The organism is Campylobacter concisus (assembly GCF_003049065.1).
In the GTDB taxonomy this organism is placed as follows: Bacteria; Campylobacterota; Campylobacteria; order Campylobacterales; family Campylobacteraceae; genus Campylobacter_A; species Campylobacter_A concisus_BE.
Map to the genome: position 1 here is coordinate 238,880 of NZ_PISC01000002.1, position 16,581 is coordinate 255,460.

16 protein-coding genes and 1 tRNA gene are annotated in these 16,581 nt (G+C 33.1%); 5 read left to right on the forward strand and 12 right to left on the reverse strand.

Annotated elements, in window-relative coordinates; genetic code table 11:
• The first annotated feature begins 7 nt into the window (after nucleotides 1-7).
• The 3 genes from yedE (at nucleotide 8) to CVS81_RS09735 (ending at nucleotide 1,665) form a co-directional block, all read left to right on the forward strand.
• A complete protein-coding gene (yedE, locus tag CVS81_RS02875; RefSeq protein WP_107965024.1) occupies nucleotides 8-1,066 on the forward strand; it encodes a YedE family putative selenium transporter in 1,059 nt (352 codons plus the stop codon).
• Between the two features lie 116 nt (nucleotides 1,067-1,182).
• Nucleotides 1,183-1,259, forward strand: a tRNA-Met gene (locus tag CVS81_RS02880).
• Nucleotides 1,260-1,500: 241 nt separating this feature from the next.
• Nucleotides 1,501-1,665 (forward strand): hypothetical protein, encoded by a 165-nt coding sequence (locus tag CVS81_RS09735; protein ID WP_159070952.1) that lies wholly within the window; start codon nucleotides 1,501-1,503, stop codon nucleotides 1,663-1,665.
• 255 nt (nucleotides 1,666-1,920) lie between these two features.
• Here CVS81_RS09735 and CVS81_RS02885 read toward each other — a convergent pair whose 3' ends face one another.
• The 6 genes from CVS81_RS02885 to CVS81_RS02910 all read right to left on the reverse strand — a co-directional run bounded on the left by CVS81_RS02885 (nucleotide 1,921) and on the right by CVS81_RS02910 (nucleotide 7,895).
• Nucleotides 1,921-2,178 carry a hypothetical protein gene (locus CVS81_RS02885; RefSeq protein ID WP_103596516.1) on the reverse strand — a complete coding sequence of 86 codons (258 nt, stop codon included), beginning with the start codon at nucleotides 2,176-2,178 and terminating at the stop codon, nucleotides 1,921-1,923.
• The gene (locus CVS81_RS02890) at nucleotides 2,178-2,747 is read right to left on the reverse strand and encodes a GTP-binding protein (protein ID WP_107965025.1); all 570 of its coding nucleotides are present in this window, start codon (nucleotides 2,745-2,747) and stop codon (nucleotides 2,178-2,180) included. Before CVS81_RS02890 ends, CVS81_RS02885 begins: the two co-directional genes overlap by 1 nt.
• Before the next feature lie 141 nt (nucleotides 2,748-2,888).
• Complete coding sequence (locus CVS81_RS02895; protein ID WP_107965026.1) at nucleotides 2,889-4,517, reverse strand: hypothetical protein; 1,629 nt, start codon at nucleotides 4,515-4,517, stop codon at nucleotides 2,889-2,891.
• A 51-nt stretch (nucleotides 4,518-4,568) separates the two neighbouring features.
• Nucleotides 4,569-4,841 carry a hypothetical protein gene (locus CVS81_RS02900; protein WP_103596513.1) on the reverse strand — a complete coding sequence of 91 codons (273 nt, stop codon included), beginning with the start codon at nucleotides 4,839-4,841 and terminating at the stop codon, nucleotides 4,569-4,571.
• Between the two features lie 68 nt (nucleotides 4,842-4,909).
• Nucleotides 4,910-6,235: an McrC family protein gene (locus CVS81_RS02905; RefSeq protein ID WP_159070953.1), complete on the reverse strand. Its 1,326-nt coding sequence runs from the start codon at nucleotides 6,233-6,235 to the stop codon at nucleotides 4,910-4,912.
• Nucleotides 6,216-7,895 (reverse strand): McrB family protein, encoded by a 1,680-nt coding sequence (locus CVS81_RS02910; RefSeq protein ID WP_107965028.1) that lies wholly within the window; start codon nucleotides 7,893-7,895, stop codon nucleotides 6,216-6,218. The genes CVS81_RS02905 and CVS81_RS02910 overlap by 20 nt, the downstream gene beginning before the upstream one ends.
• A gap of 217 nt (nucleotides 7,896-8,112) precedes the next feature.
• Here CVS81_RS02910 and CVS81_RS02915 point away from each other — a divergent pair, with 217 nt between their 5' ends.
• On the forward strand, nucleotides 8,113-9,600 hold the full coding sequence (locus tag CVS81_RS02915) for a DUF2779 domain-containing protein (protein WP_234399508.1): 1,488 nt from the start codon (nucleotides 8,113-8,115) through the stop codon (nucleotides 9,598-9,600).
• Nucleotides 9,601-9,982: 382 nt separating this feature from the next.
• On the opposite strand, the gene CVS81_RS02925 is transcribed toward CVS81_RS02915, so the two are convergent.
• From CVS81_RS02925 to CVS81_RS02940, 4 genes are all read right to left on the reverse strand, one after another.
• On the reverse strand, nucleotides 9,983-12,433 hold the full coding sequence (locus CVS81_RS02925) for an aminotransferase (protein WP_107965029.1): 2,451 nt from the start codon (nucleotides 12,431-12,433) through the stop codon (nucleotides 9,983-9,985).
• Complete coding sequence (locus tag CVS81_RS02930; protein ID WP_103617925.1) at nucleotides 12,423-12,785, reverse strand: plasmid mobilization relaxosome protein MobC; 363 nt, start codon at nucleotides 12,783-12,785, stop codon at nucleotides 12,423-12,425. The genes CVS81_RS02925 and CVS81_RS02930 overlap by 11 nt, the downstream gene beginning before the upstream one ends.
• Before the next feature lie 152 nt (nucleotides 12,786-12,937).
• Complete coding sequence (locus CVS81_RS02935; RefSeq protein WP_107965030.1) at nucleotides 12,938-13,483, reverse strand: hypothetical protein; 546 nt, start codon at nucleotides 13,481-13,483, stop codon at nucleotides 12,938-12,940.
• Entirely contained in the window at nucleotides 13,461-13,763 is a 303-nt protein-coding gene (locus CVS81_RS02940; protein ID WP_107965031.1) for a hypothetical protein, read from the reverse strand. The genes CVS81_RS02935 and CVS81_RS02940 overlap by 23 nt, the downstream gene beginning before the upstream one ends.
• Nucleotides 13,764-14,525: 762 nt before the next feature.
• Here CVS81_RS02940 and CVS81_RS02945 point away from each other — a divergent pair.
• Nucleotides 14,526-15,233, forward strand: a complete 708-nt coding sequence (locus CVS81_RS02945; RefSeq protein ID WP_107965032.1) for a hypothetical protein — start codon at nucleotides 14,526-14,528, stop codon at nucleotides 15,231-15,233.
• A 159-nt stretch (nucleotides 15,234-15,392) separates the two neighbouring features.
• Here the strand turns inward: CVS81_RS02945 and CVS81_RS02950 are convergent, their stop codons facing one another.
• Nucleotides 15,393-15,638 (reverse strand): hypothetical protein, encoded by a 246-nt coding sequence (locus CVS81_RS02950; RefSeq protein ID WP_199907140.1) that lies wholly within the window; start codon nucleotides 15,636-15,638, stop codon nucleotides 15,393-15,395.
• A gap of 13 nt (nucleotides 15,639-15,651) precedes the next feature.
• Complete coding sequence (locus tag CVS81_RS02955; RefSeq protein WP_107965033.1) at nucleotides 15,652-16,569, reverse strand: helix-turn-helix transcriptional regulator; 918 nt, start codon at nucleotides 16,567-16,569, stop codon at nucleotides 15,652-15,654.
• Nucleotides 16,570-16,581 lie beyond the last annotated feature (12 nt).

Here is a 16,581-nt window from a genome sequence, read left to right on the forward strand (position 1 = left end):
AATTTACATGAACAAAACACTACTTTACATCATCGCAGGTGCGAGCCTTGGCATACTTGGTCCGGTGCTCGTTCATTTTGGCAACCCAGCAAATATGGGCGTTTGCGCGGCTTGCTTTTTACGAGATAGCATGGGTGCGCTTGGCTTTCACCAGGCCAAAGTCGTGCAGTATCTAAGACCTGAAATTTTAGGGCTTATCATCGGAGGCTTTCTAGCTAGCATGCTTTGGAGTAGAAATTTCACTCCAGTATCTGGTAGCGCGGCATTTTCTAGGTTTTTCTTAGGCGTGTTTGCGATGATAGGCTGCCTCATATTTTTAGGCTGCCCTTGGAGGGCGTTTTTGCGCCTTGGAGGTGGAGATATGACCGCTATTGCTGGCGTTGTTGGCTTGTTTGCTGGTGTCTTTGTGGGACGAGCTTTTAAGAAAAATGGCTACGTTTTACCTGAAAATGAAACCACTGCAAAGGCGATAGGGTTTTTACCACTAATTATTGCTATTTTGCTTTTACTGGCACTTATCTTTGGTCTAAAACTTGGCGAAAATGGCGCATTATTTAGCTCAGAAAAAGGTCCAGGCTCACAGCATGCAAATTTATTTATCTCTCTTATTTGTGCCATCATCATCGGCGCATTTATGCAAAGAAGTAAATTTTGCTCAGTAGGCGCTATCAGCAAAATTTTTGAGCGTGACTTTTCGATGTTTTATGGTATAGTCTCTATCGTCCTTTTTGCAAGCATCACAAATTTAGTGCTAAATCAATACAAATTTGGCTTTGAAGGACAACCTATCGCTCACAATGATATGCTTTGGAATTTCTTAGGTATGACGCTCGCTGGCCTTTGCTTTAGTCTAAGCTACGGCTGCCCTGGCAAACATCTAGTGCAAATGGGAGCTGGAAATTTAAGCTCAGCTGTATTTGTTTTAGGCATGGGAGCTGGAGCTGCTATAAGTCATAACTTTATCTTAGCAAGCTCAGGAGCTGGCATCACACCTTATGCCCCGTATGCCGTAGTGATCGGCTTTATCTACGCTATTTACGTTGGATTTTTCACTAAAAAAGCTTAAATAAATTTGGCTGCTTTTGCAGTCAAATTTGATTTTTATATCTATAAATTTGTGTGAGATAAATTTTAGCTAAAAATAAGTTCTTAGGTTGTATAATCCAAAACTTATTTTAAGTTGTCACGGTAGCTCAGCTGGTTAGAGCGCTGGTCTCATAAGCCGGAGGTCGGGAGTTCAAGTCTCCCCCGTGACACCATAAATACCTAAACTACGATGTTTCTACAATATTATATTGCAGTCACCTTTCATTAAATATAGCTTAATGTTTGTAGCAAAACAAAATTTTATGTAGCAAATTTTTAAGCTTGCAGTAATTTTAGCACGTTTTTTTATAAAACAACAAAAACTAATCATATATAACTGTGCAATTAATACAAATTCTAGAGTTCATATTTCGAGTTTTGGTGAAATTTTCCAAATTATAACTGCACACCTGCATGTTTAATCCAAATTTTTACATCTATTTTAAATCTACTAATCAAAATTTATTTATAGCAAAGGCTACTCCTACCAAAAGCAACAATATGAACGAGCTATCACCAAGCTATTACAAGAAAGGTCTTTATATGAAGAAGTGGTTTATGATAAGCAACATAGGATAGCTAGCAACAAACGACTTTGAATGCGTTAGATGAGATAAGTACCTAGCAAATTTTGCGATTAATGTACTACAACACGTAATCTATAGTAACACTTATACCTATGCGACTATCATAGATAAAAAATAAGACACAGCCTACTTTAATGATCAGTTTATTTTAAAAAATCTCTTTATATAAATAGACAATGGCAAATAGGTAATTTTTATATGAATTTTAATTGATACAATACTTAAACAGCGTTTTCAAAGAGTTGTCTTATTTAGTCTTAGTAGCATTACGTTCTGATATCAATTTTTTAAATTTTTCCATATCTTGTTTATCTAACTCCATATAGTGCGATTTTAATGCCAAATCAGAAATACCAATATCAACCAAATCTTGATTGGTTATATTCCAAGTGTTCATATTTTCTACAAAATATTTTTGATTTTTTCCGGGAACAGTTACGTAATTATAAAAATAAAAAGGCGTTACTATTAAAAACATAACTAGAAAAACAACAAATAACTTCATTATGCCACCTCTATATCCTGTCTAATATTTTTTTTGCCACAGTGTTTCATGCCTTGAATTAATGCATTTCTGACCTCATCTCGTTTTTGTCTACTTAGAAACGTAAGCGACTGAGAGCCAAATGAACCTGTTACACTTAGATTATATCTAGCATGCTTTTTAGTATATTTTTTACCTTTTTCTCCGTGAGTTGTAGACCATCTTTGTGTATCAAGATATACTCCTTCTATATCACGCAAATCTACATCCTGTGTCCAAAATAGTTTAAAAAAGGGCACCAAAATAATAAATGCTATGATGGAATTAGAAATATCAACCGCAGGACATGTAAATAAATTATTTTTGGTATTAATTTTATATGTCAAATTTGCAAAATATATTTTTATTAGCAAAAAAATATATGCAAATCCATAGAATGAAAGTATGGCTGTTTTAATAACTTGAGGGCAATTTAAAAAAGTAATCCCTGTTAGCGTTATATACAAACCAAACAAAAACGGTATTCCAGACCACTTTATGAATACCCATACTCTAAATATAGCAGTTTGCACATCTCTGACAACATACATTTATTTGTCCCTCTCCATTTGTCTATTTTATAAAAACACTCAAAAAGATACTTATTTAGCAAAACTAAAAATGCTGTTTAAAAACCCAGACAAGGTCTCATAAACATAAACTGCCTTATCTGGAATTTAACTATATTTTTACTACTTAAAAAATACTTCATCATTAGCTAGGTCTTTAACAAAAAGCCTAGTTGCTTTATTTTTATCTACTTTAAAAATAACTACCGTTCTAATATAGTCATCCAACACTTCTAGCTCATCGCCATTTTCCTCAATCTCATATTCATCAGCTACACCTTCAGATGTATTTTGCCAAAATGTTTGAGGTAAATAAAGATAGGTTTCACCTCCTTCTGGCGATAACATAGAGTCTACACCATCCTCGTTAGCACCCATGCCAAACGATAACTCTATACTATGAGCTAAATATTTCATACCGCCGTCTACTATTTCATCCATATTTTTATTTTTTACATTTATAGAATAGACGCTTTTTCCACCCCAGAAAACCATGCTGTAAATACCGTTTTCTAAGCTTCTATTGTTAAATGACACTAGTTTCTTTAGGTCTATCTCTGAATGACCTTCTCCATTGCCTTGTTCACACTCCACACCTTCAAAATTAATGGGCTCATCTTCCTCCATCCATGGCGTATTCTCATGGCAAATATCGTCTGGTGTTGCGGTAATAATATCATACACCTCTCCACTATCAGCACCAATAATTTCCACAAATTTATCATAAAACTCATCAGCATCATTTATCTTATTATATGCCTCTTGTATTTCCTTTGCTTTTTCGCTATCAAACCTACCTATTGCTATTTCTCCACCGAGTAATCGCCCATTAGAATCTAGACGGACTGTAGAGGATATATCATCTTCGTAGCTCTCATTGCATTGTTCCTCTTCATCATCATATTCAATTCTAAACTCCTCAAAACTAATTTCTGTAGGATCTATCTCACCACTTGCTATCTTTTCTTTATATAGTGCTTTTAGGTCAGGTTTTAAGCTTTGTTTAAACTCCTCAAAACTAATTTCTGTAGGATCTATCTCACCACTTGCTATCTTTTCTTTATATAGTGCTTTTGGATCTGGTTTTAGTTGCTCTTTAAAATCCTCAAAGCTTAACTCTGATGGATCAATTTCTCCACTTATGATTTTTTCTTTATAAAGAGACTTTGCATCTTTTGTCTGAGATATCGGCTTTAGTTCTTTTAAAAATACCTGCTCCGTTTTACTAAAAGACTCTAAATTTTTAGGATCTGAAGCTATTTTGAACGCTTTATTTAATATCTCTGATTCATTATGATCTTCACCCGCAACATCTACTAGTCGAGAAATCAAGATATACTTTGACAAGAAAGGTAAGACAATTTCTTGTATAAACTTATCGTCTTTTGTTGTAAAATGAATATAATTCATATCTGCACAGTTACTATTCTTTAGGAATATTTTACGATTTATTGGATTACTTACAGAAATACTATCTATATCATTAAGTCTTATACCTTCTTTGCTGGTAAAAGCATCACAGTATACTTTTTTGTGGGTAAAAAAGAAGCCTTTTTTTGCGCTTCCAAAAACAGTATCATCAAATAAAAAAACAATAGGCTCATTGTTTTCAATATTTGAGTATTCTTTTTTGGCGTTTTCTATTTTTTTATGATACTTAGTATCATCGTTTTCATTATTGAAAAACAAAAAATAGCGCTTGACATCAGAGAACCAAGGTTCGCCAGAAAACATATTTAAAATATTCAACATTATCTATCCTTTATAAGATTTTTTAATTTTATCAAAAATTTATTTTTAGAACTACCTAATAATAGTTTTTAAAAATTCTAATCCCGAAGCTACAGCTTTAAAAGCTTCATGGTCTCCATTTTTCAACCGGTCCAAATTGGGATAATACACTAATGGTAAAAATGCCATAAAAAATACATGTATCTTTTTGTGTATATTATCGTCTATTTTATCAGTCTTATCACGCATTTGCTTTAAAAGCTTGGTCGTATCATCAGTTAGTTTATTTAACCTAAAATCAGCTATTAGCTTATCTACTTGCCCAACCAGTTCATTGCTTTGCATTTTACTCTCCTTTGTAGTTGTATTAATGAAATTATAATATATATTTAAGACAATTTTATGTCTTTAAATTAGTAAATATACTCTTTTATTCTAGAGATAAATTCATTTTCTTTGATTTTGATCTCATCGATGCTGGGTTCGTTTAAATTTGTAAGTTCTATGCCATCTACTATAAATTTGGTATTTAAATTTTCAAACCAAGAGTGGCTATGGCATCTATCTATACTAAATTTATTCATAGGATATAAAAGACCGCCAGCTATTACGTTTCTGCCTTGATTTTGATAGTAGCTCATATATGTATTTATCTGAAAAAAGTCATTTCTATCAACATCACCTAGTCCGTATTGATCCTTGCCTAGCATACTCATACGCTTATATTTGGTATCAAGCACGAGCACCTTATCGCCGTTACTCATAACTATATCAGGAATGATCTTTCTTGCAAAAAATTTATCTTTATAAAGCTCTATTTTTGGGCTAGTTACACTCCAGTCTTTAAACTCTTTTTGCAAAAGCTTACGTATATAGATCTCAAAAAGCTCAGCCACATCTACCAAAAAGCCTAAATTTTGCTTACCATTGCTTTTGGTGCCAGAATCTTCGTTTTCTATGATTAGTTTTGCGTATTCTAAGACTTTTTTATATGGGGCGTAGATTGGATTATGCAGTGCTTTTGAATTTAAGGCATTGTGTATGACATTAGGCGTTACAAGTCTTGGCTCCCTTATCTCGTTTAGATAGCTTAAAGTGTTTATGACCGGTTTTATCAGCTCTTTACTCTCTTTTTGCACTATCTTTAATGCTTTATGTAAGAGCAAAACTATATCGCCTATATCTTGTCTCTCTCTATTTGTGCTAGATATTTTACCAGCAAATGGGACATCTTTTTTTATAAATTTAGCCATATCGACTTTGCCCATAACCTTTGCTTCATGATAGCTTTTGTCTTTATATTCTTTAGGCAGTCCAAGTAAAAATGCGCGCTCTAGCGCTTGTATAAAGAGATAATAGATGACGATCCTTGACAGATTTTTCTTAGCATCTATGGATTTGCCAAGCGATACGTCATCCACGTAGATATCATTTGCAAAATTTAGCATCCGCTCTAAAAATTTATTTGAAAATCTAGAGTTTATCTCTATATCTATGCCATTATGGATAAAGCTTCCTATGAAATTTCCAGCTTGCACATAAAGCCCATCATCTTGATTTTTTGTGCTAATGATAAACTCATCTTCTTTTTCTTTGGAGTCTGGCAAAAAAGAGAGAAATTTGCCACCATTAGCCACATACTCACTTAGAGTCAGGCTAAATTCCGTCTTTTCTTTCTTTTGTAGTTTTTTGTCTTGCTCGTAATTTCCGAAAAAATTATCATTTATTACTATTGCCATATTTATCAATCAGCTTTGTTTTCATGTCATTTAAACGAGTTTCTATGTCTTTACCGCTATACTGAGTTCTTAAGTACTCTTTTAAAAGCGGGCTTATATGTCCTTCCCAGAGCTTGCTTATCTCTTTTTTGCTTAAATTTTTTGGTTTTAGGAAATATGAATGCCCAAGTTCGTAGCTGTCATCCAGCCCTAATCCTTTATCGCTAGTTATATACTCATTTATATCTTTGCAAAATTCTACATATGTTTCAAGTTTATCCTCGCTTGATTTATCAAAATGTTCAGCTATTACATCATAATTGCAACCATACCTTTTCCAAACAAATCTTCTTCTAAGCGCCATATCAAAGCTATCTATGCTTTTATCTATATCGTTCATTGTGCCGATGAAGTATAAATTTTCAGGCACTCCAAAGTAGCCTTCGCCGACTTCATCTATATAAACAGCGTGTTTTTCATTATCCCAAAGCGATGAATTTGCTGTTTTTACTAGCATGCCTTGTAAATTTTTGCCCTCATATCTTAGTCTTTTGTCCTCTTCAAGACACAAAAGTAGCTCACCAAAGACCCTTGAAAGCTCAGCTCTATTTATCTCATCAGCTACGAAGTAATATTTTTTGAGTTCTTCTTTGCCTTCTTGGCTATTTTTTAAATTTTTAAAAGCATCAATACACATCTGCTTAAATACACCATTTTTTAGCTCAAATTTCATCGCTCCATTTTCTATACCGGTTGGTTTTACACCGTCCATGAAGTCCTCGTAGCTATAGCTTGGGTGAAACTGAACTATTTTATATTCGTGGTTTTCTTCTATTAGTTTTCTAGCCTCTATGGTTTGTTTGGTTTGATATGTTTTTCCAGTACCTGGGGCACCGTAAAGGATGATATTTTTAGACTCAAAGTCTATGCCACCGCTCCACATATTTTTTACTCTATCATCATAAAAAATATTTTCCTTTAAATTTTTCTCATTTTTTAGAGCATCTTTAAGTCTATTCTCTATATCTTTTAGTTTTTCATCAAGATCATCAGTGCCTTGTTTGCAGTATATGCTCTCAAAAGTAGCCACAATAGCTTCCTTGTGAGCGTTGCTGATTATTGGCACGTATTCTTCTGGCTTAAAAAGATGAAGCAGGGCATTATAGATCGAAGCCGTTTTTTCTTTTCCGTTTATCGTGATACTATTTCCAAGCTCTTTTAGAATGTCTATTTCTTTGTCATTTTCATCATTTTCTAAATATTTTTTTAAAAATTTTATTATATAAGCAAGTTCAAAGGATTTATTGCTGTAATAATAGCTGCCAGGTGAAGCAAAACCGTTAACTGAAGTAGTTTTAAATTCATTATTTTCATTATCAAGCAAATTTCCTTTCCCAACAATATTTAGAAAATTCTTAATAATTGTTACCATATCTTTTTTTTCAATCCTAGGGGGCAATCTCCAAAGCCAAATAATATTAGCCATAAGGTCTATCACGTCATCAGTAATAGCACCCATTAACTGATCTTTTACTACTCTATCAAAAATGACTTCTTTATTATCTTTTGTTTTTTCTATCTTGCTATCGTCTAATTTTTCTACAAAATGATCAATAAGAAGCTCCACGTTGTCTTTATTTAAAATTTCTTTTTTTGTAAAAATAGATTTTCTACCTTTCAAAAATATTTCTTTGTATTTTGAAAATGCATCTTCATACTTTTAAAACTCAATTTTTTCTCCTTACATTGCGTGCTCTAAATAAAATATATAATGCAATTATTATCTATTTTTCTAGACTTTTTATGTCTTATTTTTATGCTAAAATTAAAGACAGTGTTATTTTATTTAAATATAGATTAAATAAAACATAATAATTGCTTAACAAAAGGGTCAAATAATGAGTAGCAAATTTTTATCAAAATCACTCTATGTAAGAGGTCTTCAGTGTCCAAAATCACTATGGCTTAAAAAATATAAATCTGATGTTTTAGAACAAAATACGGACCCTAATATATTTGAGACTGGGAATATGGTAGGAGAGCTTGCTTGTGAACTATTTAGTGGCGGCAAAAGGATAGATTTTGATGGGAGTAGTTTTAATGACAAGATAGATCAAACTAAGAAATTCATACAAGATGGTGAGAAAATAATATATGAAGCTACATTTTGCTTTGATGAAATTCTCGTGATGGTAGATATATTGCAGATCATTGATGGAAAATTCATTATAAACGAAGTAAAAAGTAGTACAAGCCTATCTGATGTCTATATAGATGATGCCAGCATCCAATATCATGTTATTAGCTCATTGGGATATGAAGTAAAGCGAGTCAATATAGTCTATCTAAACAATCAATACATTCGTAGCGAGAAGTTAGAACTAGATAAGCTTTTTGTAATAAATGATGTAACAAACCAAATTTCACTCATGCAAGGCGATGTTATTAAAAACATAAAAAAATTAAAAGAGACTATAGATGACGACGTTGAGCCAAATTTAGACATAGGGGCTCATTGTTTTAAACCCTATGAATGTGATGGGATGAATTACTGCTGGCAAAGGCAAAGAAATATATCTGATGAAATTTCCGTATTTAATATCACAAGAATTAATAAGCAAAAAGCAACTGATCTTTATCAAAATGGGATAGTAAATATTACCGACATTAAAGAGATGGATGCCTTTAATGCAAATCAGCAAATACAGATAAACGCCCAAATTAGTGGAAAAGAATTTATAAACAAAACTGCGATTAGAGAGTTTTTAAGCACGCTTAGCTATCCGCTCTATCACCTTGATTTTGAGACGTTTCAGCAAGCTGTACCAGATTTTATAGGTATTAGACCATATGAACAGATACCTTTTCAATTTTCTATACATAAAGATTATGGCAATGGTAAAACGGAGCATCTTGGATTTTTAGCTGAGGCAGGAGCTGACCCAAGATATAAATTAGCATTAAAATTAGTTGAGTACATCCCACAAGATGTTTGTGTATTAGCTTATCATGCTAGTTTTGAAAAAGGAGTAGTGCAAAATTTGGCCTCATTTTTTCCACAATTTTCATCTCACCTAATGAATATATATGGCAATATCAAAGATCTTGAGACGCCGTTTGCAAAGAAATTTTATTACCATCCAAAAATGTGCGGAAGTTCATCCATAAAGAAAGTTCTACCAGCTATAGTACCTAACTTTAAGGATGCGTATGCAAATTTGGATTTAATCCATAACGGTGGAGAGGCAATGAATGAATACGCAAAGCTAAATAACAAGACTAAAGCAGAACAAGATATGGTTAGAAAAGCGCTTTGGGAGTATTGCAAATTAGATACACTAGCTATGGTTAAGGTTTTAGAAAAGCTGCATGATATCGCAAAATAGGCATATAGATATCTGACACTAGAGCAAAACTATAGTAACCAAATTGGCTTTTAAATTACTAACTCTAAAATGCACCCAGCATTCATAAAAACTATATCTCTTAGAGAATTTTGCTCTATACGGCTTATGTATAGACTTTATCCTTGAGATATCGGGCAAACTCATAGCCATAGAGGTTAAGTCTTCAAAAACTATCAGCAAAGATGACTTTAGGCATATCTACCACTTAAAAGAGAATTTACAAAGTAAATTTGATAAAGGCATAGTCTTTTACGCCGGAGATACGTCCGTGAAACTAGATGATGATATGTTTGCATTGCCGTTTGGTTTTATGGGGTAAGAGATGGCCAATAATTTGGTTTCTATAACAGCTTACGATAATCTACCTTCTCAAACCATCATACTCTGACTTCACATCCTGATCTTTGTGTTCTGCTACACTTGATGGTTGTTTTGTTTGCTCTGCTCCAAAGTTACTGTCAAGTCCTTGACCATATAACTCTTGATTTGTTATTTTTAGTGAGCCAAATGATATATGATCATTTGCTAGAGATATATTATCTGTTTCATAACGCTCCTTTAGCTTATTAAAGCCTTGCATATCTTGCCAATCTTTCATATATATTTTTATATTATAAATTAAGCCTTTATAGTTAATCTTAGCTATATCTGATAGATATTTTTTAAAGCTTTCAGTTCTATTTATAAAAGCTAAGTAGTATCTATTTATATCTAAATGGCCATCAATAGCTTTTACGAAGCCTTCATATTCATTTTGTGTAATACCTAACTTTTTAATGAGATCATCATCATAAAACCCAGTTTTTATCTTTCTAGCCGCTTCATAAAATTTATCTCTGATATAGATATACGGAGTATAGAGTCTATTTTGACTAAAGGAGTAGACTATATTTTCTTCTGGCAAGTAAAGATATCTGCTGCTATTGCTAGAAAGTATTTGATGATTTTTATATTCTTTAAGCACAGTACTCTCGTCAAAGTATTCTATTAACTCTTTTATAGAAATCTTTGATGATATAGCTTGATAGCTTACTCTTTTAATATGCAAGTTGGTATCTTTTGGTTCACAGCTAAGCTCATATATTCTTAGTTTTTGTAAATTTTCCTCTAAGGCTTTAACATCCATATTATTAATATCTGTTTTTAAACCAGCCTCTTCAATGGCTCTTGTATTATCCAAAGTTTTTCCACTAATGCTTACAAGTTCAGATCCTGGCACTGGAGTGTAGTGAAATTTACTAGGATATAGGCTCTGGTTATTTACTATGTTATATAGCCCAAGCTCTCTTGTTATCTCTTTTATGTATTCATCATATTCATTTAAGCTTGGAGCCTTTGTTGTGGGTATGATGAGTTTAAATTTTTCTACTTTTGTATCTGGTGCTTGATAGCTGGTTGGGTACATGAAGCCTTTTATCCCTTTGCTTTGCAGTAAATTTTGAGCATCATTTATAGTAAATTTGGGGCTATATATATCATATATAAGTGTAGGAGTTATGCCATCAATACCGCTATCTTCTTCATTTTTATTCTTAAAACTTGCCACTGATATAGCTGAATAGTTTTTAAGTACCGATTTTAGGTTATATGGCTCTATTTGTATCATTTCCCAGTTATTTAGCACTTGAGTTTTTGGGTTCTTATTTGGCGTGCTAAAGTCACTACTTACACTTAATGTTATCTTTGGCTCATTTTTATTGGCTTGAAGCTCTATAAGCATTTGCTCTAGTTCATTAACTACGTGAAATAACGCTCCTTTTCTGCCATTATAGACTATCTTACACATTAGATCAGTTAGATTATAAGTTCCATTAAAACCATCCACTCTTACTTTATATTTGTCATTTACCATTTCAGGTTTTGCGGTGATGTTAAATTTTGCATTGATCATAGGCAAAAATTCTCTTATATCCACTGCATTAAGCCTCTTTGCCCTATCATAGTAGTCTTTTTTGAGACTCTCATCTTCTTCTATCATTCTTAATAGATAATCAGCTGTAGAATTTTTAGCATCAGCTAGTAGCTCTTCAACACTTATATTTTGCTCTTTTGTATTTGCTTTTGGCTCGATCACCACATCTGTTTCTATCTTTATCCGTGTATCTTTTTCTTTGCCTTTCCTAACCTTTTGTGCTGCACTTTTAAAGCTTTCATATTGCTTTTTTAGTTGGTCTTCATCCATACTTAAAGGCTCTATATTATTTAGACCATACTTGTTAGATAAGATGTCATTAACTACTCTTTTAAATTTCTCTACTGATTTAGCCATAACAGCTTTTGCTTGTTGCTTGGATGCACCTTTTGTATATATAACTCCACCAGTTTTTAGGCTATGAGTAAATTTCATATTTTCAAAAGAGACTATTAGATGGATGTGAGGCTCTCTTTTTAATGGTTCGCCATTTTTATGTTTCTTGTTTAATGTTCTATTTTCTAGTGCCCCTTCTGGACGAGGAATGTATGGCTCTTCTTTGATTATAGGCAGATGAGCTTCAACGTAGAAAAGTAGCTCCTCTATGTCGTGATTTGGGAAAGTTAGTTTCAAAAAATCCATTATAAGCTCATATATATTGCCACTTTCATATAGTCTGCTCCACTCCTCTGAAGTAAATGACAAGGATATATGATAGTAGTTATATTTCTTGTTCTTTTTCTTTATCTGGTGCTTTTCAGACATCTCTATAAGATCTAAATTTCCAGCCAGTGGCAATCTATCATCTTTTTCATCTCTAGTTAGCTTTGAATCTCTTTTCTTGCCAGTTTTTAGATAATCAGCTATGCCTTTTTCTCCCTTTGAGATCTTAACTATCATAGTTACTCCTTATTATGCTTAAAATTTCAGTTAGGACTGATTGAATTTTGTACAACTCTTCTTGTGCTCGCAGTATCGTTTTTGAATCTATATTGCCACTAGTCTTATAAGCTATATTTAGTTTCTTTGCTATTTGATTGATGTTGCTAAAAGGTCTGGCAAAATTTGCAATGATTGCTGGATATAGCTCTTTCTTTTTTATAGATTCAGAATTTCCAGCGCCATTATCTATAAGATAGGAAATGATTTCTGATCTTGACATATCTAACTCTAGAGCTATTTTAGATAGCTTATCGTATTGTTGATAAGTGATCCTTGCGGAGAGCACCTTATCCTTGACATTTTTTGACATATGATATCCTTTCATAAAATGTGATAGCGAGATGAAGCGTTTTAACGCTTCTTATATCTCGCATTGTAGCCCTCGGCAGAGTAAGATTATACAAGGTATGAAAACGAAGTGTCATACATTGTATGTGTCTTGCTATTAGAAAAATTTGCTTACTACTGAACATTGCTGTCACCATTTTTGTTTAGCCATTTAGTAAAATCTTCACTAGCTTTTTGACTATCTTGGTTGTAGATATGGATGATGAAGTCTTTAAGATCGGACACGTTATTAAGTGCTTTATCTAGACTGCTTTGTAGTGCAGATTTGGCTTCATTTGTCTTATGACTATCATAAAACATGTAGCCAAAAAAGAAGATCACTTCTATAAATACAAAGGCAATTAATGCAGATACTATCTTCTTCATCAAAGAGCTAAAAGATGAGTTGATCTTCGATATAGTTTTGTCTGCACCTTTTAGAGTATTTTTAAGGTTGTTTTGAATATCTTTTGTCGCATTTATAAGTTCAGCACTTCCTTGCTCTATAAGCTCTATTTTTTCTTTAAAGCTTTTATCAAAGCTATCTGTGGCTTGATTAAAAAGTTCAATATTATTTCTAATATTTTCACTAGCCTTATTGCCAATTTCGATATGTTCTTGTAGAGCAATTACGGCATTTGCCGCAACTGCTGTATCGCTACTCTTGATTGTTAGTGCCATTGCTTAGCTCCTCATCTTCTTTTTTGTCTTCTTTGGGTACGAGAATATGACATGCATCAGAGGATTGATTGGCATTTGTTTCTTCATACTCTTTCCTCCATTTGGAAAACTCCTTATTTGATAGCTTTACGCTAAAATTTTTTTTGATTAGTAACTTGCACTCTTTGAGTGTTGCTTTTTCTGGAAACAAGACCTCAATACATGCTTGTCTAATCTCCTCTTTTTTCTTATTCTTTCTAATGGTTTTTAAATCATTTAAAATGGCTCTTTTATTTGACATACTAAATCCTCTCTTGTCATTTTAAAAAATCAAGAGATGGCAATAACCATCTCACCAAATAGGCATACTTATAGTGTGCCTTTTATTCTGATATAGTAGTTGTTGATAGGTTTTTATTTAAGTAGTTTAAAAGTAGAGAACTATTACAATAGGAGTGCTAATAACCTATCGTAGAGGTTCTCTTTTAACAACTTAAATAGAGCCTCTGCTTTTAACTAATTTTGATCATATTGCCTCCTTCGGCTAAAATTTTGTTTTAAAAACTAGGATGATTATAGGGCATCTTTATGGCTAGGTCAATAAAATTTAAACTTCGTTTGGAAGTGCGATGTATCAATGATTTGCTCACAACTGCCTCCTAACACTATAATACTTATAAAATGCTTAAGGCAAATATTTATTTATATAATTGAAGTAGTTTAAAAAATTTTACTACATTAAAAAATAATTTTAATATTCTCTACTTTTTATTCATTTCATAGTATATATTCCTCAATAGTTGTATCCAAAACCATATAAAATAAAATTTAGCATCTTTAGCTAATACACTTTTTAGAATATTATAAAAGCTTTTCGAATCTGAATGTATGTCCAGCACAATAAAATAGCTATCAAATATCTTATTATCAAGACCACGCTCTAGATTTTTCGTTTTTTTATTAAGATATTACTTAAATGACGTATCATAAAAATACTTATATTAGTATTAAAAAATATATTTTATTGTATAATAAGGCACAACTTTTAAAAAAGGGAAATAATATGAGTTTGACATTGAGGATTAGTGGCACAGCCTATGAACAAAGGCTTATTGGTTTCAAGGATGAAAAAAGATTTCAACAGGTTGTTAAGGATCATGATGATTCGATTTTTTACGATATATTAGATGAAAATCTAGAAGATACTAAAGAATTATATCATCAATATATTATTGATGCATCATCCACTATATCCTTGGCTACAAATAAAAACATTGAAGAGATTGGTGTTGTTGAGGATCTTTCAACTATATCTAATAGAAAGGTTGAAAAAGAGGATCTACAATCAAAAGGTTATGCTTTTGCCTACTCAATCGAAAGAGGTTTTTTTGAGAGTTATGCTCTACCAAAAGGAGTTACCAAAAAGAACTTCGATATGGATAATCTATACTGTATTGGCTCAAAATTTAATAAAGACATAGATATGGATTGCTCATCTAACTACGCAATGACATCTGGCACACTATATTACATTACCATGGAACAGATAAAAGATGCGGCAATTAAAGATAAGGCTCTTCTAATGGCCAATGATCCTGCTTTTGATATTAATGAACTAGATAGCTATGATATTTCAGATATGCTAGCAACACTAATTTTTGCTGACTCAAGTATCATAGAGAAATACAAGCTAGAATATAATGAAGATGGTGAGTGCTGCGATAGAGAAGTAAGTGGTTATTTTCTAGATAGTGAGCTAAAAAGGAAGTAATTATAAAAGCTCCCTGTCAATATTGATTACCTAATATTGACTGGGAGTTATATGTTTTTAAAGTAAATTTGAACCAATCTAGAAAACCAGACATTATAAACTTATATAAATTTACACTACTTTACATACAAGAATTGTTCAGGTTTATAATTTCATCTCTTACGGCTTAGCTTCAAATTCATCTGCCTTTTGAACGCCAAAGATATCTGACGCATCGCCCTTTTTCATAAGCTCTCTTTTTAGCTCATCCACAGCCGTTAGTGCCTCGTCATATCCAAGAATGAAATTTTCGCCCACATCGCTTTTGCAAGGCCCAAGTGAGCCATCATCAAATTTTTTCAGTAGCGACCAGCTCTTTTTGTAGTATCTGATAAGCTCAAGCGCTTCTTTGTCGTTGCCGCTCATAGTGCCTCTTTGATTAGAAATTTATCTCTTTTAGATACTCGCTAACATCTTTTTTGACCTCGTCAGCTAGCTCTTTTGGCTCAAGCACCTTGATAAATGGCAGGTAGTAGTATATGAGCGGTTTTATCTCCATTATGTGGGTAAATTCTATCTCGATCTCGACTGAGCCGTCGCTATCTTGCCCGGTTATGCGCTGTTTTGCGTGTGGTTTTCGCTCGAAGTATTTTGCCACTTCTGGCGCTAGCAGTAGTCTTGCTGTTTTTGGGGCTTCTAGGTTTGCCCAGGCCGAGTTCATCGCCTTTACACGCTCATCTAGCTCGCCACTTAGCTCAAATTTATCCCCGCTATGCTTTATATCTTTTATGCTTTTTAGGTGAAATTTCTTAAATTTATTGCCCTTTTTGCTATCAAGCAAGAGCAGATACCAAAATCCCTCAAAAAGTGCCAGCTTTAGAGGCTTTACAAGAAACTCAAAGCCATTATACGTGCATGTTATCTCCACTTTTTCTCTTATAGCATCCTCAAGCGTTTGAAAATTTACAAGATCCTCCTCGCTTAGCTTTTCGTTGTTTATGTTTGTAAGTATCGGGTGATTTAGCTGCTGAGAAATTTGCTCTAAAAGCACGTGAGCCTTGCTGTAAAAATTTGAGCCCATGTTTTTTGCCACGTTATCAAGGATGTTTAGCACCACTCTATCATCGCCGTCTAGTCCGTCGTTCGCGTCCTCGTCGTTTAGACTCCAGTAATGCCCCTTTTTGACGGCGCCATACTCTCTTAACGTGTCGTAAAGGTCGCGCTGGATGGTCTTTGAGGTCACTCCAAGCATGGCTGTTAGCTCTTTTATCGTGTGCGGTCTCTCTCTTAGCTTTAGGGCTATAAAATTTATGCGTTCAAATTTGCTGTTTTCTTGTTTGGTTATGATGGGTTTCATTTGCTCTCCTAG